The 21,669-nt window shown below is 73.0% G+C and carries 22 protein-coding genes; 10 read left to right on the top strand and 12 right to left on the bottom strand.

Annotated features, from left to right (window positions below):
• Positions 1–23: 23 nt before the first annotated feature.
• Together J421_RS22510 and J421_RS22515 are read right to left on the bottom strand one after the other, a co-directional pair.
• Positions 24–2,438 carry a zinc-dependent metalloprotease gene (locus tag J421_RS22510; protein ID WP_025413437.1) on the bottom strand — a complete coding sequence of 805 codons (2,415 nt, stop codon included), beginning with the start codon at positions 2,436–2,438 and terminating at the stop codon, positions 24–26.
• Positions 2,439–2,668: 230 nt separating this feature from the next.
• On the bottom strand, positions 2,669–4,120 hold the full coding sequence (locus tag J421_RS22515) for a S41 family peptidase (protein ID WP_025413438.1): 1,452 nt from the start codon (positions 4,118–4,120) through the stop codon (positions 2,669–2,671).
• A 129-nt stretch (positions 4,121–4,249) separates the two neighbouring features.
• Between J421_RS22515 and J421_RS22520 the strand changes: the two genes are divergently transcribed.
• Entirely contained in the window at positions 4,250–6,388 is a 2,139-nt protein-coding gene (locus tag J421_RS22520) for an alpha-ketoacid dehydrogenase subunit alpha/beta (protein ID WP_025413439.1), read from the top strand.
• 83 nt (positions 6,389–6,471) lie between these two features.
• Here J421_RS22520 and J421_RS22525 read toward each other — a convergent pair whose 3' ends face one another.
• From J421_RS22525 to J421_RS22535, 3 genes are all read right to left on the bottom strand, one after another.
• Positions 6,472–7,146: an outer membrane beta-barrel protein gene (locus J421_RS22525; protein WP_025413440.1), complete on the bottom strand. Its 675-nt coding sequence runs from the start codon at positions 7,144–7,146 to the stop codon at positions 6,472–6,474.
• Positions 7,146–8,171: a DUF4412 domain-containing protein gene (locus tag J421_RS22530; RefSeq protein ID WP_025413441.1), complete on the bottom strand. Its 1,026-nt coding sequence runs from the start codon at positions 8,169–8,171 to the stop codon at positions 7,146–7,148. The genes J421_RS22525 and J421_RS22530 overlap by 1 nt, the downstream gene beginning before the upstream one ends.
• 185 nt (positions 8,172–8,356) lie before the next feature.
• On the bottom strand, positions 8,357–9,430 hold the full coding sequence (locus J421_RS22535; protein ID WP_025413442.1) for a hypothetical protein: 1,074 nt from the start codon (positions 9,428–9,430) through the stop codon (positions 8,357–8,359).
• A gap of 58 nt (positions 9,431–9,488) precedes the next feature.
• On the opposite strand from J421_RS22535, the gene J421_RS22540 reads away from it, so the two are divergent.
• Positions 9,489–9,779 carry a hypothetical protein gene (locus J421_RS22540; protein ID WP_148306472.1) on the top strand — a complete coding sequence of 97 codons (291 nt, stop codon included), beginning with the start codon at positions 9,489–9,491 and terminating at the stop codon, positions 9,777–9,779.
• Here J421_RS22540 and J421_RS22545 read toward each other — a convergent pair.
• From J421_RS22545 to J421_RS34680, 4 genes are all read right to left on the bottom strand, one after another.
• On the bottom strand, positions 9,776–10,324 hold the full coding sequence (locus tag J421_RS22545; protein ID WP_025413444.1) for a DinB family protein: 549 nt from the start codon (positions 10,322–10,324) through the stop codon (positions 9,776–9,778). The genes J421_RS22540 and J421_RS22545 overlap by 4 nt on opposite strands.
• A gap of 26 nt (positions 10,325–10,350) precedes the next feature.
• The gene (locus tag J421_RS22550; protein WP_025413445.1) at positions 10,351–11,019 is read right to left on the bottom strand and encodes a hypothetical protein; all 669 of its coding nucleotides are present in this window, start codon (positions 11,017–11,019) and stop codon (positions 10,351–10,353) included.
• Positions 11,016–12,659, bottom strand: coding sequence for an amidohydrolase (locus tag J421_RS22555; protein ID WP_025413446.1), 1,644 nt, complete (start codon positions 12,657–12,659; stop codon positions 11,016–11,018). Before J421_RS22555 ends, J421_RS22550 begins: the two co-directional genes overlap by 4 nt.
• A gap of 114 nt (positions 12,660–12,773) precedes the next feature.
• Complete coding sequence (locus tag J421_RS34680; protein WP_104022959.1) at positions 12,774–12,953, bottom strand: hypothetical protein; 180 nt, start codon at positions 12,951–12,953, stop codon at positions 12,774–12,776.
• A 285-nt stretch (positions 12,954–13,238) separates the two neighbouring features.
• Between J421_RS34680 and J421_RS34685 the strand changes: the two genes are divergently transcribed.
• Complete coding sequence (locus tag J421_RS34685) at positions 13,239–13,472, top strand: HNH endonuclease (protein WP_343123359.1); 234 nt, start codon at positions 13,239–13,241, stop codon at positions 13,470–13,472.
• Positions 13,473–13,704: 232 nt separating this feature from the next.
• Positions 13,705–14,541 (top strand): zinc metalloprotease HtpX, encoded by an 837-nt coding sequence (locus J421_RS22570; RefSeq protein ID WP_025413449.1) that lies wholly within the window; start codon positions 13,705–13,707, stop codon positions 14,539–14,541.
• A gap of 52 nt (positions 14,542–14,593) precedes the next feature.
• Here the strand turns inward: J421_RS22570 and J421_RS22575 are convergent, their stop codons facing one another.
• Positions 14,594–14,923, bottom strand: coding sequence for a (2Fe-2S) ferredoxin domain-containing protein (locus tag J421_RS22575; protein ID WP_025413450.1), 330 nt, complete (start codon positions 14,921–14,923; stop codon positions 14,594–14,596).
• A 26-nt stretch (positions 14,924–14,949) separates the two neighbouring features.
• A complete protein-coding gene (locus J421_RS22580; RefSeq protein ID WP_025413451.1) occupies positions 14,950–15,267 on the bottom strand; it encodes a hypothetical protein in 318 nt (105 codons plus the stop codon).
• 74 nt (positions 15,268–15,341) lie between these two features.
• Here J421_RS22580 and J421_RS22585 point away from each other — a divergent pair, with 74 nt between their 5' ends.
• The 3 genes from J421_RS22585 (at position 15,342) to J421_RS22595 (ending at position 17,097) form a co-directional block, all read left to right on the top strand.
• Complete coding sequence (locus J421_RS22585) at positions 15,342–16,229, top strand: sulfurtransferase (RefSeq protein ID WP_025413452.1); 888 nt, start codon at positions 15,342–15,344, stop codon at positions 16,227–16,229.
• Positions 16,226–16,690 carry an OsmC family protein gene (locus J421_RS22590; RefSeq protein WP_025413453.1) on the top strand — a complete coding sequence of 155 codons (465 nt, stop codon included), beginning with the start codon at positions 16,226–16,228 and terminating at the stop codon, positions 16,688–16,690. Before J421_RS22585 ends, J421_RS22590 begins: the two co-directional genes overlap by 4 nt.
• Positions 16,691–16,854: 164 nt before the next feature.
• On the top strand, positions 16,855–17,097 hold the full coding sequence (locus tag J421_RS22595) for a type B 50S ribosomal protein L31 (protein WP_025413454.1): 243 nt from the start codon (positions 16,855–16,857) through the stop codon (positions 17,095–17,097).
• 124 nt (positions 17,098–17,221) lie between these two features.
• On the opposite strand, the gene J421_RS22600 is transcribed toward J421_RS22595, so the two are convergent.
• Positions 17,222–18,295, bottom strand: coding sequence for a DUF4097 family beta strand repeat-containing protein (locus J421_RS22600; protein WP_025413455.1), 1,074 nt, complete (start codon positions 18,293–18,295; stop codon positions 17,222–17,224).
• Between the two features lie 127 nt (positions 18,296–18,422).
• On the opposite strand from J421_RS22600, the gene bioF reads away from it, so the two are divergent.
• Genes bioF through bioD form a run of 3 tightly spaced genes read left to right on the top strand, consistent with a single transcriptional unit; the run spans position 18,423 to position 21,651 of the window.
• Entirely contained in the window at positions 18,423–19,649 is a 1,227-nt protein-coding gene (gene bioF, locus J421_RS22605; RefSeq protein WP_025413456.1) for an 8-amino-7-oxononanoate synthase, read from the top strand.
• The gene (locus tag J421_RS22610) at positions 19,649–20,935 is read left to right on the top strand and encodes an adenosylmethionine--8-amino-7-oxononanoate transaminase (protein WP_025413457.1); all 1,287 of its coding nucleotides are present in this window, start codon (positions 19,649–19,651) and stop codon (positions 20,933–20,935) included. Before bioF ends, J421_RS22610 begins: the two co-directional genes overlap by 1 nt.
• Positions 20,932–21,651: a dethiobiotin synthase gene (bioD, locus tag J421_RS22615; RefSeq protein WP_025413458.1), complete on the top strand. Its 720-nt coding sequence runs from the start codon at positions 20,932–20,934 to the stop codon at positions 21,649–21,651. The genes J421_RS22610 and bioD overlap by 4 nt, the downstream gene beginning before the upstream one ends.
• The last annotated feature ends 18 nt before the right edge of the window (positions 21,652–21,669 follow it).

Here is a 21,669-nt window from a genome sequence, read left to right on the forward strand (position 1 = left end):
GCCGCGCCTGCCTCCCGCCGAGGTCACGGCTCGCCGAACGGATCTCCCGGCGGCGCGACGAGCGCCGGCGACGGATGCGGCACCTCGCGCCGCGTGAGCCACCGGTCGGCGTCGCCGGCGAGCTGCAGGAAGTGCGCGCGGCTCTCCACCGGCCCCACGCCGTCCGCGGCGCGACGCGCGCTCGCGCCGAGCGCGGCGATCTTGAGGTCCGCCATCGCGCGCACCTCGGGCGACGCGTCGGAGTCCGACGCGAGCGTGAGCAGACGATCGAACAGCGCGCGCTGGGCCACGCGGCGCAGCGCGGCGTCCCGCTCCGGCTCCGATTCGGCGCTCGTGCCCGGCCACCGCACGGCGCGCGCGAGCGCGTCGATCGTCTCGGCGAGCGACAATTGCCGCGGGTCGAACACGCGCTGCTGGACGAGGCGCGCCGCGCGCTCGCGTTGAAGGGTCGCATCGACGATCATCTGCGCGAGCGTGCGCGCGGCGCCGAGCGCGTCGAACGTGGGGCGCGTGCGCGTGCGGAACAGCTCCACGTCGGGCGTCACCGCGTTCGCGTTGGGCCCGAGCAGCGTGCGCACCGTGTCGGGGATGTTCAGCTCCGACGGGGCGAGCGCGGCGGCGAGCATGCCGAGCGCCGCACGCTGACGCGCCGCATCGATCGGCCGCGTGGCCTGCTGCGCGTCGCCGCGCACCGCGTTCGCGTACTCCATGCCGCCGAGCGCGCGCGACAGCGCGTTGATCGCGAAGCGGTGCATGAAGTACACGGGCGCGAACCGCTCCTGCAGCAGCGCGAGCGGATCGCCCGGTCGCACCGCGCGCTCGCCGAACCGCGCCATCGCCACGCGCCGCACCGCCTGCTCGCGCCGGAAGAACTCCTCCGCGGTCGCCGCATCGTCCCACAGCACGGTGCGCGGGTCGCTCGCGTAGTCCGGGCGCGCGTCGATGTCGCTCAGGTACAGGTATCCCTTCCGGAGCCCCTCGGCCACGATCGCGCGCAGCGAATCCTGCTCCTGCGCGGGCGGGAAGATGCCGTAGCCCCAGCGGATCGCCCACACGTCGTACGGCCCGGGCCCCGGCGCGTACGCGGCGGAGATGTCGATGTCGCCGCGGCCGTCGACGGTGACCCGGGGCGGCGGGTAGTCCATCACCGATGCGCGCTCGTACGTCGACGCGATGTAGTTGTGCGACAGGCCTAACGTGTGCCCCGTCTCGTGCGCGCTCACCTGCCGCACGCGCGCGAGCACGAACGCCGTGTCGGCCGCCGCGGCGTCGGCCCCCTTGAGCCCCGCGTAGAGGTTGTAGTCGGTGCGCGCGCGGTGCGAGTCGAGGCGCGCCATCCCCTTCAGGATCTCGCCCGTGCGCGGATCGACGATGGAGCCGCCGACCGACCAGCCACGCTCGTTGCGGTTCTCCCACTGCACCACGTTGTAGCGCGCGTCCATCGGGTCGACGCCCGCCGGCAGCCACTCGACGCGGAAGCCGCCGGCGAGGCCGGCCTGCGCGAACACCTGCTCCCACCACTTCACGCCCTGCATCGTCGCCGTCCGGATCGGCTCCGGGATGCCGGGATCGACGTAGTAGACGATCGGGTTCTTGATCGGGCTGTTGGGATCGTTCGGGTTCACGCGCTCGAGCCGATGGCGCGCGATCCACTCCTGCACGAGCGGGCGCTGGATCGGCTGCGCGTAGTCGCGGAACGAGATGCCGAAGTAGCCGACGCGCGGGTCGGACTCGCGCGGCCGGTAGCCCGTTCGGAGCGGCAGCAGCGAGACGTGCTCGCGCAGCGTGAACGCCGAGCCGTCGGGCACCACCGCGCTCACGATGCCGCCCGGGCGTCCGCCGGTCGCGAACGTGAGCGCGACGTCGACCTCGGTGTTCGTCGGGAAGTTGCGCGTGAGCGCGCGGTTGATCCCCGAGCGGTCGCGCGCCACCGAGTAGCTCCCCTGCTGCGTGCGCTCGAGCGTGCGCGAGACGTCCATCCAGTCGCGCACGAACAGGTCCGTGGCATCGACGAGCAGCCGGCCCCCCTCGGTGCCTAACAGCGGCAGCGACGCGATCGTGCTCGACGGGAACGCTTCGGCGACGCTACGCTGGTGCGCGGCGTTCGCCGTGTCGGACGAGCGGTAGTTCCAGTTCTCCAGCACGACGAGCACGCGCTCGCCGTTGCGGTCGAAGCGCACGACGTAGCTGTCGCCGCTCGCGCCGCGATCGAGCCCCACCGGGTTCGATCCGAGGCCCGTGGCGAGCGCGGTGGTGAGCAGCGCGCGCATGGAGTCGGCCGGGAGCTCGAGCAGCAGCTTGCCCGTGCGCGCGTCGGTGTAGACGGGGAGAAAGCCGTCGAGCCGCTCGTAGCCGGCGGTCTTGCCGCCGAACGGCGCGGGCTGCGCGGCAGCCGAGGCGGCGACGAGGAACGAGAGGAAAGCGAGTCGCTTGGGCATGCGTCGGAGAGGAGAGGATCGGCGGAGTCTTTCGCGCCGCGCGCGCGCGCGCGCAAGCGGGCCCGCTCGGCTCCGCCTCGGACGGCTCCACGTACGTGTGGTCGCGGGACTGAAGAAGGACTGAAGGAGGACTGAAGAAGGAGAACACCAACAGAGTTGTTGGTCCTCCTTCAGTCCTTCTTCAGTCCTCCAAGAACACGTACGTGGAGCCGTCCACGGAGCGCCCCGCCTCAGGGTCGGCCGCGCTCGATCTCCCGTCTGACCCACTCGATCGCCTCCCACTCCGCCACCGGGATCCGCACCTGCGGCGCGATCCCCACGCCGTCGATCCCCTGCCCCGCGGCCACGCGCTTCGACTTCGTCGTCGGGTAGTTCAGCACGAGATCCCCGCCCGGCATCTCCGCGCGGCGCACGTTCGCGTAGTCGAGGATCCCCGCGCTGCGCTCGCCGTAGAGCGTCACCTTGGCGCTCTGCCGCGCGGCGAGCAGGAACTGCTCGCACGAGCTGGCGCAGCCCCGGTCGACGAGGATCGCCACGCGGCGCGGCAGCGTACGCACGGAGTCGAACGTCGTCTCGCCGTCGTTGCCGATCCACCATCCGCCGCGGCTCGCTTTCATTCGTGCGACGTTCGCCCGCAGCCCCGCGCGCTGCCCCTCGGGGAACGTGGTGTCGGCGGCGAGCGCCTCGTTCGCGCGGATGTTGTCGTCGGTCGCGAGCGCCATCATGCCGACGACCTTGATCGGGCCGGTGTACACCAGCGGCAGCAGCTCGCGATAGTTGTAGTCCGAGCCGCCGCCGTTGCCGCGCACGTCGACGACGAGCCGCTCCGCCGCGCGGATCCGCGCGCCCTCCGCGGCGAACAGCGAGTCGATGCCGCGGGGATCGTTGAACGTCGGGATCTGCACGAGCACCGTGCCCGGCCACAGCTCGCGCGCGGCGAAGCGCGTGTTGAGCGACGCGCGGAGCTGCTCCGGCGTGCGATCGCCCGCGCCCACCGGCCAGCGGCGCACCCACGTCCCGCCGCCGGAGAACGTGAGCACGTTCCCGACGACGCGTGCCGTCCATCGCTGCTCCGAGTGGTCGCGCATGTAGAAGCGCGCCGCGTACACGCCGCCCGTGTCGCGCGCGAGCCGCGCCTTCACCTGCCCCGGCATCCACCACACCGAGTCGGCGGCGAGGACCGTCATCACCACGTCGCCGCTCGTCGCGTCGCGCAGCGCGGCCACGCGATAGCGACCGTCGAGCGACTCCCACACTCCCTCCGCCGCGTCGCGCCGCGCGCCGGACGCGGTGAGCCGGGCGCGCGCCGTCGGCTCGTCGAGGGCGCGCTGCTCCCACGACGCGTACCGTGCGCGCACCTCGTCGTCGCTCGGCGACGCGGCCGGCGACGCGGGTGCGGCGGCGCGGCGCGTGAACCCGAGGTGTCCGTCGCCGAAGAACGCGGTCCAGCGGCGGAGCACCGCGTCGCAGTCGGCCGACGTCGCCGCCCGCGCCGACGATGCGCGCAGCGTGTCGAGCAGCGCGTCGTACGCCGGTCGTCGGGCGGCGGTGACCTTGTCGTCGAAGCCGGCGTAGTTGCGCGCCGCGAAGGCGGTGGTCCACGCGAGCTGCGCGGTGCAGCTCGGCGTCGGCTGACGCTCGGCGAGGGCGAGGAGGGCGAGCAGCGGCGCGACGTGGAGCATGGGCGGCCTCGGGATCGGTGTCGTCGACGGAGGTCCGACAGCGCGAGCGACGCCAGCGTTTGCCCGCGGGGCGGACGCGCTCCGCGGCGTCGCTACCCGGGGCCTCCGCGGGCCCCTTATCTTTCGGCCATGGCTACCCAGACCCGCCCCACGCGCAAGAGCGACAAGGCCGCCCCGGCCCCAGCGGGCGCCCCGGCGCTCACGCGCGAGCAGCTCCTCGCCGCATACCGCACGATGCTCCTGTCGCGCCGCCTCGACGACAAGGAGATCCAGCTCAAGCGGCAGAACCGGATCTTCTTCCAGATCTCGGGAGCCGGCCACGAGGCGGTGCTGGTCGCCGCGGGGTTCGTGTTCCGCGGCGGCTACGACTGGTTCTACACGTACTACCGCGACCGCGCGCTCTGCCTCGCGCTCGGCATGACGGCCGCCGAGATGCTCTACTCCGCGGTGGGCGCCGCGACCGATCCCAACTCCGGCGGGCGGCAGATGCCGAGCCACTGGGGGCGCAAGGATCTCAACATCGTCACGACGTCGTCGCCGACCGGCACGCAGTTCCTGCAGGGCGTCGGCGCGGCCGAGGGATCGCTGCGCGCGAAGCTGTTAGGCCTCACCGACGGCTTCCACGACGACGAGGTGGTGTTCATCTCCACCGGCGACGGCACGACGAGCCAGGGCGAGTTCTGGGAGTCGCTGAACACGGCGAGCAACCTGAAGCTCCCCGCCGTCTACCTCGTGGAGGACAACGGCTACGCCATCTCGGTGCCGGTCGAGGTGAACACCGCGGGCGGCTCCATCTCCGACCTCGTGTCGAGCTTCCCCGATCTGCACGTCGAGCGCGTCGACGGCTGCGACGTGATCGCGAGCTACGAGGCGCTGTGGCGCGCCGTGCGCCACGCGCGCGAGCGCAAGGGCCCCGCGCTCGTGCACGCGAAGGTCATCCGGCCGTACTCGCACTCGCTGTCCGACGACGAGACGCTGTACCGGCCGGCCGAGGAGCGCGACGCCGAGGCCGCGCGCGACCCGCTCACGACGCTCCCCGCGTGGCTTCTCGCCGAGGGCCATGCGACGGAGCGCGACCTCGCCGAGATCCAGGAGAGCGTGGACGCCGAGGTGCTCGCGGCGACCGACGACGCGCTCGAGCAGTCGCAGCCCGATCCGAGCACCGTGTACTACGCCGTCTACTCGCCCGACGTCGACCCCACCGGCGAGCAGTTCGACACCGAGGACGACCCGCAGTTCTCCGGCGGCGACACGACGATGATCGAGCAGATCAACACCGTGATGAAGGACGAGATGCGGCGCAACGAGCGCATCGTCGTCTTCGGCGAGGACGTCGCCGACGTGTCGCGCGAGGAGTACATCGGCAAGGTGAAGGGCAAGGGCGGCGTCTTCAAGGCGACGCACGGCCTGCAGACGGAGTTCGGCTCGGCGCGCGTGTACAACTCGCCGCTCGCGGAGGCGAACATCGTCGGCCGCGCGATCGGGCTCGCGCAGCGCGGGTTCAAGCCGGTCGTCGAGATCCAGTTCTTCGATTACATCTGGACCGCGTACATGCAGCTGCGCGACGAGCTCGCGACGATGCGGTGGCGGTCGAACGACATGTTCGCCTCGCCGCTGGTCGTGCGGACGACGTACGGCGGCTACATCCGCGGCGCGATCTACCACTCGCAGACGGGCGCGTCGCTGTTCACGCACTGCCCGGGACTGCGCGTCGTCTGCCCGAGCGGCGCCGTCGACGCGGCGGGGCTGCTGCGCACCGCGATCCGCTGCGACGACCCGGTGATCTTCCTCGAGCACAAGCACCTGTACCGTCAGACGTACAACAAGGGACGGTATCCGGGGCCGAACTTCATGATCCCGTTCGGCAAGGCGCGCGTGGTGCGCGAGGGGACCGATGCGACGGTGATCACCTACGGCGCGACGGTACAGCGCGCGCTCGCCGCCGCGAACCAGGCCGCGGAGGCGGGCGGGCCCGACGTCGAGGTGATCGACCTCCGCACGCTCAGCCCGTGGGACCAGGAGGCGGTCTACGCGAGCGTCAAGAAGACGTCGCGCGCGATCGTCGCGTACGAGGACTCGCTGTCGTGGGGCTACGGCGCCGAGATCGCGGCGCGCATCGCCGACGACTGCTTCGCGTGGCTCGACGCGCCGGTGAAGCGCGTGGCGAGCACCGACACGTTCGTCGGCTACGCGCCGAGCCTCGAGGACGCGATCCTGCCGCAGCAGGAGACGTTCCGGCGCGCGTACGAGGAGATCGTGAAGTTCTAGGGCAGGAGGGCAGGAGCGCAGGAGGGCAGGAGTCCTTGTGGCTCTCCTGCCCTCCTGCGCTCCTGCCCTCCTGCCCTCTCAGTTCAGAACGACAGGCCGAACGTGATCGGCACGTACTGCACGGTCTTCAGGTTCGCGAACTTGTCGGCCTTCGTGTACACGTTCGACAGTCGCGCCTCGGCGAACGCCTCGATGCCGCCGAGCTTGAGCAGCAGGCCCGCGCCGCCGTTGATGCCGAAGTCGGTCGTCGACTGCTCGGCGGCCGCGGTGACGGTGCCGGCCGGCGTCACGGTGACGTTCGCGGTGTTCTTCAGGTTGAACGCGCCCACGCCGGCGAGCACGTACGGGCGGATGGGGCCCGTCGGGAGCTGCAGCGTGAGGTTCGCGAGCCCGCCGAGGATCTGGCTGTAGCCGTCGCTCGTCGTGGTCGTCGTCGTGGTGCCGCCGGTGCCGATGCGCGAGAACTGCACCTGGCCCGCGCCGAAGCGGTTGTAGCTCACCGCGGCGCGGAAGCCTAACGGCGTGCCGGGCGCGCGGAACTCCACGTACCCCTGCCCGGCCACGCCCTGCTTGAAGTCGCGCTTGATGGCCGTGGCGTCGCCGCCGTTCTTGAAGTCGCCGACCGGCATCGACACGCCGCCACCGATGCCGATGCGGATCGGGCGCTGCGTCGGGTCGGCTCGCTGCGCGCTTGCGGACGCCGCGGCGAGCGACGTCAGGAGCGCCGCGCCCGTGAGGATCGTCAGGCGCGCCGGCATCACGGCTTCTTCCGCTTGAGGAAGCCGCCCAGCTTGCCCTTGATCGCGTCCACCGCGGCGTCCTTCCCCGCGTCCTTGGCCGCGTCCTTCGCGGCGTCCTTCACCACCTTGCCCGCGTTGAGCGTGTCGAGCCCGTTCGCCTTCATCGCCGAGTCGAGCGAGGCGCCGACCTGGCGCATGTCGGTCACCTGGTAGTCCTTCGGGATCTCGAACAGCGACGCGTCGAGCTTCCCGCTCTTCAGCTCCGTGATCTCCATGCGCGCGGTGTCCGTGCGCACGCGGCCCTTCTCGTCGGTGCCGGTCGCGTAGACGATCGTGCGCAACGGCATCCCCTCGCCGAACTGGCGCTCGAAGTCGGCGGCGCGCGGCGACGTGGCGAGGCCGGGGTTCGTGCGGGCGAGGCCGCGGCCGAACGAGTTGGACCACGCGCGCAGCGCCTCGGCGTCGACGCCCGGCAGGCGGGTGGCGATCCACATCTCGGCGGTGCCCTCGTCGGTCGACGTCTGCGTCCTGCCGAGGACCTTCACCTCCGACGTGCCGCTGGAGTGGACGCGGACGTGGCGCGTCGGGATGCCGAGGATCTTGTCCCCCGAGCCGAGGTCGTCCCAGTCGAACTTCGCGTCCTTCTGCGAGACCTTCACGACGGAGTTGTTCGTCGCCCTGCCGTAGCCCATCCCCATCCGCTCGCCGCTCCCGAAGCCCTCGCCGCTCATGGTGATCGCGACCTTCTGGGTCGGATCGACGATGGCGAAGGTCTTGTCGGCGCCGCGGATCAGCATGTAGCCGCCCGGCTTCATCATCGGCATCCCCTCGGCGCCCTGGCGGAACTCCACGCGCATGTTGGAGCCGGCGGCGCGGACGGTCATCGCCATGTAGGGCACGGTGCCGCCCTGCGCGCGTGCGTCGCGCGCGGCCGAGCTGTGCATCTCGTACGTGAACGTGACACCCTGCTGGGCGCCGGCGGCCGACGCGGCGAGCACGAGGGCGGCGGGAACGAGCAGAGGCGGGAACGATCGAATGCGCATGGTGGGTCCTCCTCGAGCGGGACGCAAACGGCGGGAAACAGGCGGCGGCTACCTACGACTGGAGCCAAAGTAGGGGTCACCCCAATTCAGGCAAGCGTTCTCGCCCCCCGTCCGGGCGCGCCGCTTCGGCTCCTCAGCCGGATCCATACGCGGTCCCCGTGGCGCGCCGATCACGCGCCCGGCCGTCAGCGCGCCGCCGTCGCGATCCCGACGCCGAGCGGCGCGGCGAGCCCGAGCCGCACGCCGCCTCCACGCAGCGCCTGCGCGAACAGTCCCGGCGACACGCCGCCGACGCGCACGACGCCCGGGTACACGTTCGCCGCGAGCAGCGCGTCCGACTGGCTCGTGCGCACGAGCGAGACGAGCAGCGACCCGCCGCGGTCCACGAACACGCCGGCGTTCGGGCGCAGCACGACGGTGCGCCGTCCGGTCGCCGGGTCGATCACGGGATTGTCGACCGCGTCCGCGCCGGCGGCGATCGACACGCTCGTGCCGCCGCGCCGGCCGATCGACACGCCGCCGAGGGTGGAGACGCCGAACGCGTAGAACAGCCGCGCGCGGCGCGTGCGCGGCAGCGGCACCCGCAGCACGTACTGCTGTCCCGCGTTCTCGATCGTGCGCCGGGCGAAGTCGAAGGACGGCTGGCCGGGCCAGTTCGTGAGCTCGAGCCGGTCCGAGAACAGCCGCTGTACGCGCGCCGACCGGAAGAGCAGGATGCCGCCGACGTCGAACACGTAGAGATCGGTGACCGCGTCCTCGTTAGGCAGCCGCGAGTCGCCGTTCTCGATCATCTCGTTCAGCAGATGCGCGCTCATCATCGTGACGCCGGAGAGCAGCGCCGGATGGGACGCGCCGTGCCACGCGTACCACTCCGTCATGCGCGCCGAGATCATGCCGCTGCCGAGCAGGTGGAACTCGTAGTTCGGCAGCCACTGCCCGCCCCCGCCGGCGGAGAGGGAGAGCGGCAGCAGCTCGCCGCGCACGACGTAGTGCAGCCCGAAGCGCTTCCACGCGCGGTCCGGCCGGGCGAGCGAGCGCGCCACGTTGCCGAGCGCCACGTCGTACGGAAAGCGCAGGATGCGCCGGTCGGCGAAGTCGGTGCGCAGCATGTCGAAGCCCTCGTTCACGATCTCGGTGAACGGGTTGAACTCGGCCTCGGAGCCGTACGTCCGCCCGGCGTAGAACCGCCCCGGCTCGGGAACGGTGCCGCGGTGCGGGGCGCACGCCGTCGCCGCGGCGAGCAGGAGCGCCGCCCCCACGCGAAACGTTCGCCGCCGGTGTAGCGTAAGGGGGGCAGGACCCTCTCCCGCGTGCGCCATGCTGCTTATGCTCTCCATCCTCATCGCCCTCGCCATCGCCTTCGTCGGCTTCCGACTGAGCCGCCGCTTCGTGCGCGACCGGCTGCGGTTCGTCGACGCCGCGCAGCGCACCTCGGCGCCCTGGCTCGCGGGGATCGGCGCGCTCGTGCTGGGCGCGGTCGTCGTCGCGCTCATCCCCGGCCTGAGCGTCGGCACCGCCGTCGCGTTCGCCCTCGCCATCGGCACCGGTGTGGCCGCCGGTGCGCGCGACGTGCGCGAGGGGCGGCACCTGCTGGACGACGGGCGCTAGACGACCAGCGGCAAGTACCGCTCGCGGAGCAGCATCGCGTGGTGCAGCTCGTGCCCCGCGATGATCCAGCCTAACGCCCGCGCGGTGATCGGAGCGTTGTTCGCCGTCACCCGTCGAGCGAGCCGCGCCTCGTCGAGGTTGTGGAACAGCGCCAGCGTGGCGCGCCGCACGGCGGTGAGCTCGCCCATCAGGCTGTTCAGCGCGCGCGCGTCGAAGCCGCCCTCCACGACGTAGGCGTTCTCGTCGAACGCCGGGAGCGACGCCGGCTCGCCGCGCGCCGCGCAGAGCGCGCGGTACGCGAACACCCGCTCCGCGTCGGCGAGGTGGCCGACGACCTCCTTCACGCTCCACTTGCCCGGCGCGTAGCGCAGCCCGCCCCCGGACTCGCCGAAGCGGTCGAGCAGCGCGACCGTCGTCTCGAGCTGCGACTCGAGCGCCGCGAGCAGATCGCCCTCCGGCACCTGGTCGATGTACTTCTGGTAGTACGGCAGGTACTCGCCCGTCGCCGGGCGCGTCGCGTACGACGGAAGGGTGGAGAGCGGCATGGTCGGGGGATCGAGAGAGTCGCGGCTCACCGCGGAACGGCGGGGACCACGGGGGCGTCGCCGACGTAGGCCGCGCGGCACGAGCCGCCGACCAGCGACGGGCGCGGCGGCTGCCGCAGCTCGCACGTCGACATGATCTCGTACTTCGCGTTGAACGCCTTCTGCGCGCGCTCGAGCTCCGCGGCCTTGGCCTTCAGCGCGGCGACGTCGGTGCTGCGCGGGCAGTAGACGACGTAGTCCGCCGGCCCACCGCACGCCTTCGCGCCGAGGGGCAGCACGGTGCACTGGTCGGCGGCGGTGCAGCCGGTGACGTGGGCGAGCGCCTTCGCCTCGCGCATCAGCCGGTCGATCGCCGCCTGGTCGCTCGCCTGGTTCCCCGGCTGCGCCGAGGCGTCCTGCGGCGGCATGCGGTGCGGCACGGGACGCGGCGGGCGCGGCGTGAGCCGCGGCCGGGACGGCGAGTCCGACGGCGCGGGCCGCCCCGCGGGCACCTGGGTCTGCGGTGCGTGCGGCGCGGTGTCGCGCGCGGCGGTGTCCGGCGTCGCGGCGGCGGGAGGTACCGGAGCAGGCGCCGCCGTGGCGGGCGGCGTGGCGACCGCGCTGTCCGGCGCGGCGGCCGAGCTGTCCGCGCCGGAGCGCGTCGTCGAGCAGCCGGCGACGGCGAGGGTGCCTAACGTCAGGAGGATGCGTCTCATGGGCGGTCCTTGCGCACGGCGGAATCGCTCGCCCGCTCGTACACCACCCGCCCGCCGACGATCGTCATCAGCACCTGGGCATCGCGGATCGTCTCCGGCGGCACGCGCGTGAGGTCGCGGTCCACGACCACGAAGTCGGCGAGCCGCCCACGCTCCAGCCGCCCGAGGTCGCCCTCGGCGAAGCCCGCGTACGCCGAGCCCGCGGTGTACGCGCGCAGCGCATCCTCGACGCCGATCTTCTGCTCCGGCACCCAGCCGCCGGGGTGCTTGTCGTCGAGCGTGCGGCGCGTGACCGCGGCGTAGATCCCCTCCAGCGGCGTCGGCGGCGCGACGAACCAGTCGCTCCCGAACGCGAGCGTCGCGCCGGCGTCGCGCAGCGACCGGAACGCGTAGGTGAGCCGCGCCCGCTCGGGGCCTATCACGCGGTCGGCCCATCGCCCGTCGTCGATCGCGTGGTACGGCTGCATGCTCGCGATCACGCCGAGCTGCCTGAACCGCGGCACGTCGGGCGCCGACAGGTGCTGCGCGTGCTCGATGCGGAAGCGCCGATCGCGCGGGCCGTTCTCCTTCTCCACGCGCTCGAAGACGTCGAGCTGCGTGCGGATGGCGCGGTCGCCGATCGCGTGCACGATGACGTGCAGTCCCGCCGCGTCGGCGCCCTTCGTCCACGCGTACAGGCTCTCGGGCGGCGTGACGAGCAGCCCGCGGTCGGTCGGCGCGTCGGTGAACGGCTCGAGCATCGCCGCGGTGTGCGAGCCGAGCGACCCGTCGACGAATCCCTTCAGCGCGCCGATGCGGAGCCACGCGTCGCCGCGCCCGCGCGCCGCCACCGTGTCGCGCAGCCGCTCCCACGTGCCTAACGGCACCGCCGCGTAGATGCGCGTGCGCAGGCGGCCCGCGGCGTGCGCGCGCTCGAACGTCGCGAGGTCGTCCCACGACCCCATGTTGTGCACCGCGGTCACGCCGTGCGACGCGACGTACGCCATCGCCGCGTCGAGCGCGCGGTCCTTCAGCGCGTCCGACGGCTCCTTCACGACGCGCCATACGAGATCCTGCGCGTTGTCCTTCAGCACGCCCGTCGGCTCGCCCGCCGCGTCGCGCACGATCGTGCCGCCCGGCGGGTCGGGCGTGTCGCGCGTGACGCCGGCGGCGCGCAGCGCGGCGCCGTTCGCGAGCGCCATGTGCCCGTCGAGACGGCTCACCCACACCGGGCGGTCGGGGGTCACCGAGTCGATCCAGGCGCGCTGCGGCAGCTCCCCGCCCCACCGCTCGTGGTCCCAGTCGCCGCCAGTGATCCACTCTCCCGGCGGCACCGTGGCGGCGAACGCCGCGATGCGCTTCGTGAGCTCCGCCGGCGTGGCCGCGTCGCGGAGCTGCACCGACGAGAGCCGGAAGCCGCCGTCGATGAAGTGCACGTGCGCGTCGATGAAGCCCGGGACGACCAGCGCGCCCTTCGCATCCACGACGCGCGCCGCGCTGCCGGCGAGCTTGCGCACCTCGGCGCTCGACCCCACCGCGGCGAGGCGCTCTCCGCGCACGGCGAGCGCGTCGGCCCACGGACGGCGCGGGTCGCCCGTCCACACGCGCGCGTTGACGACGGCGAGCGACACGGGCTCCTGCGCGGGGGCCATGCTCGTCATGGTCGCGAGGGCGAGGAGCGAGGCGAGAACCGGACGCATCATTTCCATTGCGTTACCATCATCTCCATCGAGTGCGGTACGACGATGATGGCAAGGCACGGGAGCGGATGCGTCCTATCTCCGCTCCATCGCGTCGCGGATGTCGAGCAGGATCTCGAAGTAGAGCTGCTCGCGGCGGTACGCGAAGTCGAGCGTGGCCATCTGCGAGCTGTCGCCCGTCGTCTGAGCGCGCTCGAACGCCTCGCGATACATCTCGTCGAGGTTCTCCAGGATCTTGTCGCGGGAGCGGGACATGCGCAGGGAGTGGAGTGATTGCAGGGCCTGGCCGGTGAGTCGCGGCGGCGCATCCGCGGCGGTGCCCATCACCTCGTCGTCGAACAGCCGCTTGGCGGTGTCGAGCAGGAAGCGGCGGGGATCGAGCGGGTTGGGCACGGCGACACCGGAGAGCGACGGACCGGGAAACGACGGGTCGAGGGGCGCGGACGTCCGGTGAAGCGGGCCGAGATCTTCGCGCGCGACGCGTACCGCTGCGTGTACTGTGGCGAGGTCTTCCCCGCCGAGGCGCTGAGCGTCGATCACGTGCAGCCGCGCGCCCGGGGCGGCGACAACTCGGCCGGAAACGTAGTGACCGCCTGTGGGGGGTGCAACACGCGTAAAGGACACCGCCACCTCGCCCACTTCCTCGCCGACGAGCCCGACGCGCGCGCGCACTTCTTCCGCCTCGCCCGCCACGTCTGGCCGCGCCACCTGCGCGCCGTGGAGGAGGAAATCCGCGAGCGGGAGGCGGGCCGCCCGTCGAAGCGCCCCCCCTGAACCTGCGGCGCGCGCCGGGGTATCATTCGCTCGGAGAGGGAGTAGCCACGCGGGCGCAGGGCCCGCGCTGCCGGGTCGTCAAGACCGCCGAGCGCCAGTGAGTGGGCGCGCGGCGCGGTCCGGCGGGGTCGAGGATTCGATCAGGCGAGACTCTCGTGCACCGGAACGGATCCGGCGCGCGAGGGGCTCGCCTTTCGTGCGTCCGGAACGGCCACGGCTCAGGGAGGATGCGGTGAACAACGTGAAGGTGTTCGTGCTGATGGCCGGTCTCTCGGCGCTCGTCGTCGCGATCGGCGGCGCGATCGGCGGGTCCACCGGCGCGGCGATCGCGCTCGCGCTCAGCGCGGTCATGAACTTCGTGGCCTACTACGGCTCGTCGTCGATGGTGCTGCGCGCGTACGGCGCGCGGGTCGTCGGGGCGAGCGAGGCGCCGGAGCTGTACGCGATGGTCGACCGCCTGCGCCAGCGCGCCGGGCTGCCGATGCCGACGGTCGCGATCGCGCCGCACGCGCAGCCGAACGCGTTCGCGACGGGACGCGATCCCGAGCACGCGGTGGTGTGCGTGACGGAGGGGATCGTGCGCCTCGTGTCGCGCGACGAGCTGGAAGGCGTGATCGCGCACGAGCTGGCGCACATCAAGAACCGCGACATGCTGCTGCAGACCATCGCCGCGACGATGGCGGGCGCGGTGGCGAACCTCGCGCAGTTCGGCTTCCTGTTCGGGGGCGCGCGCGACGAGGACGGCGAGTCGCACCCGATCGCGGGGCTGCTCACGATGCTGCTCGCGCCGATCGCGGCGATGCTGATCCAGTTCGCGATCAGCCGTCAGCGCGAGTTCAAGGCGGACGCGGTGGGCGCCGAGATCAGCGGCCGCCCGCTGTCGCTCGCGAACGCGCTGCAGAAGCTGGAGCTCGGCGCGCACCGGATCCCGATGCAGGTGTCGCCGGCGGTCGCGCCGCTCGCGCAGGTGAACCCGCTCGCCTTCGCCGGCGGCGGCATCGCGAAGCTGTTCTCGACGCACCCGCCGACGGCGGAGCGGGTGGCGCGCCTAACGGCGATGGCCGCCTAACGTGGCTGCGTGGCTGCGTGGCTGCGTGTACGACCGTCACGCCGCCACGCAGCTACGGCAGTCTGTGGAAGACGGCGTCCTCGACGACGCGGCCGTGCTTGAGGTGCTCGACGACGATGCGCTCGAGCAGCTTCGGCGTCACGCTCCAGTACCAGACGCCTTCCGGGTACACGACGACGATCGGGCCGCCGGTGCAGACGCCGAGGCACGGGGTCTCGCCGCGCTTCACGCGGGTGGGGCCGAACAGCAACCCCTCGCGCTGGAGCAGGCGCGCGAGCTCCGCGTAGATCTCGCGCCCGCGGCGGTCGGGGGAGCAGAACCCGCCCGTGCAGACGAGCACGTGGCGGGTGTAGCGCTCCATCTCCGGCGTCGGCGACGGCACCGGCGGGATCGGCCGCTCCGAGGGAGCTACTCGCCCGTGCCCCGGCGGCGCTCGGCCGCCTGACGCTCGAGCCGGTCGCGGAGCAGCATGCGCATGCCGGAGATCACGAGCGCACACCCGGCGAGCGAGACCACGGGCCCGGCGATCGGGCGCTCGCGGAGGTAGACGGACGCCGCGGCGCTCATGAGGAACCCGGCGCCCGCCGCGGCGAGCCCGCGCACCTGCGGCGCCGATGCGCGGTCGGTCGCCCACACGAACCACGCGTACGCGAGCAGCATCGCGCCGCCGCCGCTCACGACCGCGTGCAGCACCGCTTCGCGACCGAGGGAGACGGTGACGGGCATGGCCGGAACATAACGGGTCGGGGGCTCCCCCGCCCGACTATCTTACCGCTGTACCGTACCCTCACCTCTCGACCATGCCCGAAGACCGAGACCCGACGATCGCCGCGAAGGGCTACGCGCACCCCGAGGTGCTCGTCTCGACGCAGTGGGTCGCCGACCACCTGCAGGACTCGACGGTGCGCATCCTCGAGTGCGACGAGGACGTGCTGCTCTACGACCTCGGCCACGTCCCCGGCGCACAGAAGCTCGACTGGCACGAGGACCTCAACGACGCGACGGTGCGCGACTACGTCGACCGCGCGCAGTTCCAGACCGTGCTCCGCGCGCGCGGCATCGACGCCTCGCACACCGTGGTGCTCTACGGCGACAAGAACAACTGGTGGGCGACGTACGCGTTCTGGGTGCTGAAGCTGTTCGGCTTTCCCGACGCGCGCGTGATGGACGGCGGCCGCACGAAGTGGGAGCAGGAGGGACGGCCGCTCGTCACCGACCGGCCGTCGTACGCGCCGACGACCTACGAGGCCCCCGAGCGGAGCGACGCCGCGATCCGCGCGTTCATGGACGACGTGCGCGGCCACATGCAGGCGCGCAAGCCGCTCGTCGACGTGCGCTCACCGCAGGAGTTCAGCGGCGAGCGGACGCACATGCCCGACTACCCGCAGGAAGGCACGCTGCGCGGCGGCCACATCCCCGGCGCGCGCTCGGTGCCGTGGGCCCGCGCCGCGAACGCCGACGGGTCGTTCAAGTCGGCCGACGAGCTGCGCGCGATCTACGAGCAGGAGCAGGGGCTGAAGCGCTCGGACGACGTCGTCACCTACTGCCGCATCGGCGAGCGGTCGAGCCACACCTGGTTCGTGCTCACGTACCTCCTGGGATTCGACCGCGTGCGCAACTACGACGGGAGCTGGACCGAATGGGGCAACGCGGTGCGCGCACCGATCGAGAAGGGGGCGCCGCGATGACGCGCCCACCGAATCGCGTGACCGTGAACTGGGCCGGCGAGCACCGGTTCGACGCCGGCCGCGCGACCGGCGGCCCGACGGTGCGCATCGACGCCGACGCGAAGACGGGCCCCGGCCCGGTGGACGCGATGCTCATCGCCCTCGGCAGCTGCACCGCGGTGGACGTGGTCGACATCCTCGCGAAGCGGCGGACGCCGGTGGAGTCGCTCTCCGTCGAAGTGGTCGGCGAGCGCCACGAAGGCGGCTTCGCACCGCGCCGCCTGGTGCACGCTCGACTCGTCTACCGCATCACCGGCGAGAAGATCGAGCGGGTACACGCCGAGCGGGCGATCGAGCTCGCCGTCACGAAGTACTGCTCGGTGCGCGACTCGCTCGACCCGAAGATCCCGGTGGAGTGGACACTGGAGCTGAACGGGGAGTCGGGACTCGGGACTCGGGACTCGGGACTCGTGGGGGAGTAGTTCCCGAGTCCCGAGTCCCGAGTCCCGAGTCCCGAGTCCCGAGTCCCGACGGGTTGGATTCCCGCCCAAGCCCGTGTAGCTTCAGTAGTTCCGCGCCGTTGGCGCGACTCCGGGGCCGGTCGGGATCGGCCCCATGCGACGGACTCCACCACGCCAAAGACGCGATGAAGAACGACATCCACCCCCAGTACCACCCGGTGGTCTTCAAGGACCTCTCGAACGGGCAGCTGATCGTGACCCGGTCGACGATGACCAGCGAGCAGAAGATCCGCCTGAGCGACGGCAACGAGTACCCGGTCGTCCCGCTCGAGATCACGAACATGTCGCACCCGTTCTTCACCGGCGAGCAGCGCCTGGTGGACACGCAGGGTCGCGTCGACAAGTTCAAGAAGCGCTACTCGCGCTGAGCGCGCTGAGCGCGCTTCGCGCGCCAGCGAGGGCAGGAGGGCAGGAGCGCAGGAGGGCACGAGAGATTCCGATTCTCTCGTGCCCTCCTGCGCTCCTGCCCTCCTGCCCTCCTGCCCTCCTGCCCTAGTGCTTCAGTATGCGCACCCCGCCCGACCCGCCGTCGATCACGATGCGGCCGCGGCCGTCGCCGATCTGGCCGCGGAGGTGGTCGCTCTCCTTGCGGGTCACCTGGATCGGGACGTCGCTCTCGATGCCGCCGCTGCCGGAGTCGATGTCGACCTGGGCGCCGAGCGTGGCCGGGATGCGGAGCGTGATCGAGCCGGAGCCGGTGTCGATGCGCACGGCGTCGATGTCGGACGCGAGATCGAGGTCGACCGAGCCGCTGCCGTTGTCGATCTTCACGTCCTTCGACGTGACGTTCGACAGCCGCGCCGAGCCCGAGCCGAGGTCGAGGTCGATCGAGGACGCGCTGAGGTTGGCGCCGGTCAGGCTGCCGGATCCGCCGTCGACCTTGAGCCGGGTGGCGCTCACGTCGCGCAGCTCGACGGGGCCGGAGCCGAGGTCGAGGTCCACGTCGCCCTGCGCGTTGCTGACGCGCACGCGCCCCGAGCCCGCGTCGACGGCGAGCCGCCCGCGGGTGCCGTCCGCCGTCACCGACGCCGCGTCGACGTCGAGATCGAGGTCGCCGTTCACGTTCGTGACGGTCGCCTCGCCCGCCGCGAGGTGCACGGCCACCTTGCCGCCGCTCGGCACCGCGACGGTCACGTCGGCCCACGCCTCGGTGCCACTGCCGGAGCTGCGGATCTGGGTGTCGCCGGATCCGAACGCGCCGTAGTTGCCGCCGCCCCACGTGCCGTCGCTCCGCACGCGCGTGCGCATGCGCGAGCCGCGCGGGAGGTCGGGGTACACGATGTCGTCGTCCGGGTAGATCACCCGCACGGCGCTCGTGCCCCGGAAGTCGCCGGCCTCCACGCGGAGCTTCGAGGCGTCGCGGCCGCGGCGGACGACGTCGACGGTGACGTCGCTCCCCGAGCCGGCGACGACGCGCACGGTGCCGACGAGGTTCCAGACGGCGGCCGCGCCGCGGAGCGCGTGGCGCTCGCCACCCTGTGCCCCGGCGACGGCCGCGGTGGCGATCGTGGCGCCGCCGACGACGGCGGCGCGGAGGAGCGTGCGGGCGCGGGGCAGCGTGGACATGGGGCGCGGGATGGGGGAAGCCCGACGGGCGGTCGAAAGGGGGTTCGCCGGGACGTACGAGGTCGTCGGGACCAGGGATTCGACGGGGGAGCCGGCCGCAGGGTTTGCCCGTCGTTACCTTCCGCGCGTGCCGTCCTCGCCCGACCCCACCGCCCGACCGCTCGACGCCCTGCTGCGCGACGAGCTGGCCGCCATCGACCGCGCGGCGCTCCGCCGCACCCTGCGCCCGATGCGTCGGCGCGAGGGAGCCACGCTGCTCGTGGACGACCGTGAGGTCGTGGACTTCGCGTCGAACGACTACCTCGGCCTCGCCGCCGACCCGCGGCTCGCCGGCGCGCTGCGCGACGCGCTCGACGACGTCGGGGTGGGCGCCGGCGCGGCGCGGCTCGTCACCGGCGACGACCCGCTGCACGAGCGGCTCGAGTCGGCGATCGCGGCGCTGAAGGGGACGGAGCGCGCGCTGCTGTTCGCGAGCGGCTTCGCGGCGAACGTCGGCGTGCTCCCCGCCCTCGCCGGGCGCGACGATGCGATCTACTCCGACGCGTTGAACCACGCGTCGATCGTCGACGGCTGCCGGCTGTCGCGCGCCGCGGTGCGCGTGTTCCCGCATGGCGACGTCGACGCGCTCGACGCGATGCTGCGCGCCGACGCGGGCGGGGCGCGCTTCCGCCGGCGGTGGATCGTCGTGGAGGGCGTGTACTCGATGGACGGCGACCTGTTCCCGCTCGACCGACTGGTGTCCCTCGCGCGTGCGCACGGCGCGTACACGGTGGTGGACGACGCGCACGCGAGCGGCGTGTTGGGCACCGGCGGTCGCGGGACCGCGTCGCACTTCGGCGTCGACGGCGCGATCGACGTGACGGTCGGCACGTTAGGCAAGGCGTTCGGCACGGCGGGCGCGTTCGTCGCCGGGTCGGCGGCGCTGTGCGACCTGCTGCTGCACCGCGCGCGGTCGTTCGTGTTCACGACGGGCAGCCCGCCGGCGGTGGCCGCGGCGACGCTGCGCGCCCTCGCGATCGCGCGCGACGAGCCATGGCGGCGCGACCGGCTGCGCGACAACGCACGCCGACTGCGCGCCGGGCTCGCGGCCCTCGGCCGGCCGGCGCCGGGCGAGGCGGACGGACACGTGGTGCCGGTGCTGTTGGGCGACCCGACGCGCACGGTGGACGCCGGCGCGCGGCTGCTCGCCGACGGCTTCGCGGTCGGCGCGATCCGGCCGCCGTCGGTGCCGCCCGGGAGCGCGCGCCTGAGGCTCAGCGTGAGCGCCGCGCACACGCCGGAGCAGATCGACGCGCTGCTGGAGGCGCTCGCCGCGGTGCCGGGCGTGCCTAACGCCGATCCGGTGCCGGCGTGATGGAGACCGACGCGCTGCTCGCGCTCGACGCGCGGCACGTGTGGCACCCGTACACGCAGCACCGCGGCGCGCCGACGCCGATCCCGGTGGCGCGCGCCGAGGGCGCGTACCTCTACACGACCGACGGGCGCCGCATCCTCGACGCCATCTCGAGCTGGTGGGTCACGCTGCACGGGCACGCGACGCCGGAGATCGCCGACGCGATCGGGCAGCAGGCGCGCACGCTGGAGCAGGTGATCTTCGCCGGGTGCACGCACGAGCCGGCGGTGCGTCTGTGCACGGAGCTCGCGCGCGTCGCGCCGGCGGGCCTTCGCCGCGTCTTCCTCTCCGACGACGGCTCGACGGCGGTGGAGGTCGCGGTGAAGATGGCGCTGCAGTACTGGGAGAACCGCGGCGAGCCGCGCCGCCTCGTCGCCGCGCTGGAGAACGCGTACCACGGCGACACGTTCGGCGCGATGAGCGTGAGCGCGCGCTCGGTGTACACGGCGTCGTTCGATCCCATGCTGTTCGACGTCGCGCGCCTCCCCGATCCGAGCGAGGGAGGCGCGGCGACGATCGACGCGCTCGACGCGCTGTTAGGGACCCGCGGCCGCGAGCTCGCCGCCGTCATCGTGGAGCCGCTGGTGCTCGGCGCCGGCGGCATGCGGATGTGGGATGAGGCGACGCTGCGCGCGATCGCGGAACGATGCCGCGCGAGCGCGATACCGCTCATCGCCGACGAGGTGATGACGGGCTTCGGGCGCACGGGACCGCTGTTCGCGTGCGAGCGCGCGGGCGTGACGCCGGATCTCATGTGCGTGTCGAAGGGGATCACCGGGGGCTTCCTGCCGTTGGGCGCGACGCTCGCCACCGACGCGCTGTTCGACACGTTCCTGAGCGACGACCGACGGCGCACGCTGTTCCACGGACACTCGTACACGGCGAACCCGATCGCCTGCGCCGCCGCGCTCGCGAGCCTCGCGCTGCTCGAGGCGCCGGCGTGCACCGCGGCGCGCGCGCGCATCGAGGCGGCGCACCGGCGTGGCCTCGCGGCGCTCGCCGCGCACCCGCGCGTGTCCGGCACGCGCCTGACGGGCACGATCGCGGCGTTCGAGATCGCGAGCCCCGAGCGCGGCTACCTCGCCGGAGTCGGGCGCGCGCTCGGCGCCTTCGCCCTCGCGGACGGCGTGCTCCTGCGGCCGTTAGGCGACACCTGCTACCTGCTCCCGCCGTACTGCACGAGCGACGACGACCTCGCGCACGCGTACGACGTCGTCGCGCGCTTCCTCGACCAGCCGCGCCCGTGAGCCGCGTCGTCCGCCTCGCGGTGACGGGCACCGACACGGGCGTCGGCAAGACGGTGACGGCGTGCGCGCTCGTCGCCGCGCTGCGGGCGCGCGGGCTCGCGGTGGGCGTCATGAAGCCGGTGGAGACCGGTGTCGCCGCGCGCGACGGGAGCACCGACGCCGAGCGGCTGCGGTGGGCGGCCGGCGAGACGGATCCGCTGGCGCTCGTCTGCCCGCACACGTTCGAGGAGCCGCTCGCTCCGTGGCTCGCTGCGGAGCGCGCCGGCCGGCCGCTCGACATCGCGACGCTCGACGTCGCGCTGGCGCAGGTCGGACGCGTGCGCGACGTCGTGGTGGTGGAGGGCGCCGGCGGCCTGCTCGTGCCGTTCACGCGCGAGCTGTCGTTCGCCGACCTCGTGTCGCGATGGGCGCTCGACGTGATCGTCGTCGCGGCGAACCGACTCGGCGTGTTGAACCACACGCTGCTCACGGTGCGCGAGGCGACGCGCCGCGGCCTCGTCGTGCGCGCCGTGGCGCTCGTCGACGCGGCCGACGACGGCGGCGTGGCCGAGCGCACGAACCCCGACGCGCTCGCGGCGCTCGTCGCTCCCGTGCCGGTGGTGCGCGTGCCGCGGCTCGACGAGCGCGCGCTGCACGACGCACGCGCGCTCGCCGACGCGGGCGCCGCGCTGGCGGACCTGGTGGCGGGGCGCATCGCCCCGACGACCGCCCCTTAGATTCAGGCACCCCGTAGC

It is taken from the genome of Gemmatirosa kalamazoonensis, assembly GCF_000522985.1.
Taxonomy (GTDB): Bacteria; Gemmatimonadota; Gemmatimonadetes; order Gemmatimonadales; family Gemmatimonadaceae; genus Gemmatirosa; species Gemmatirosa kalamazoonensis.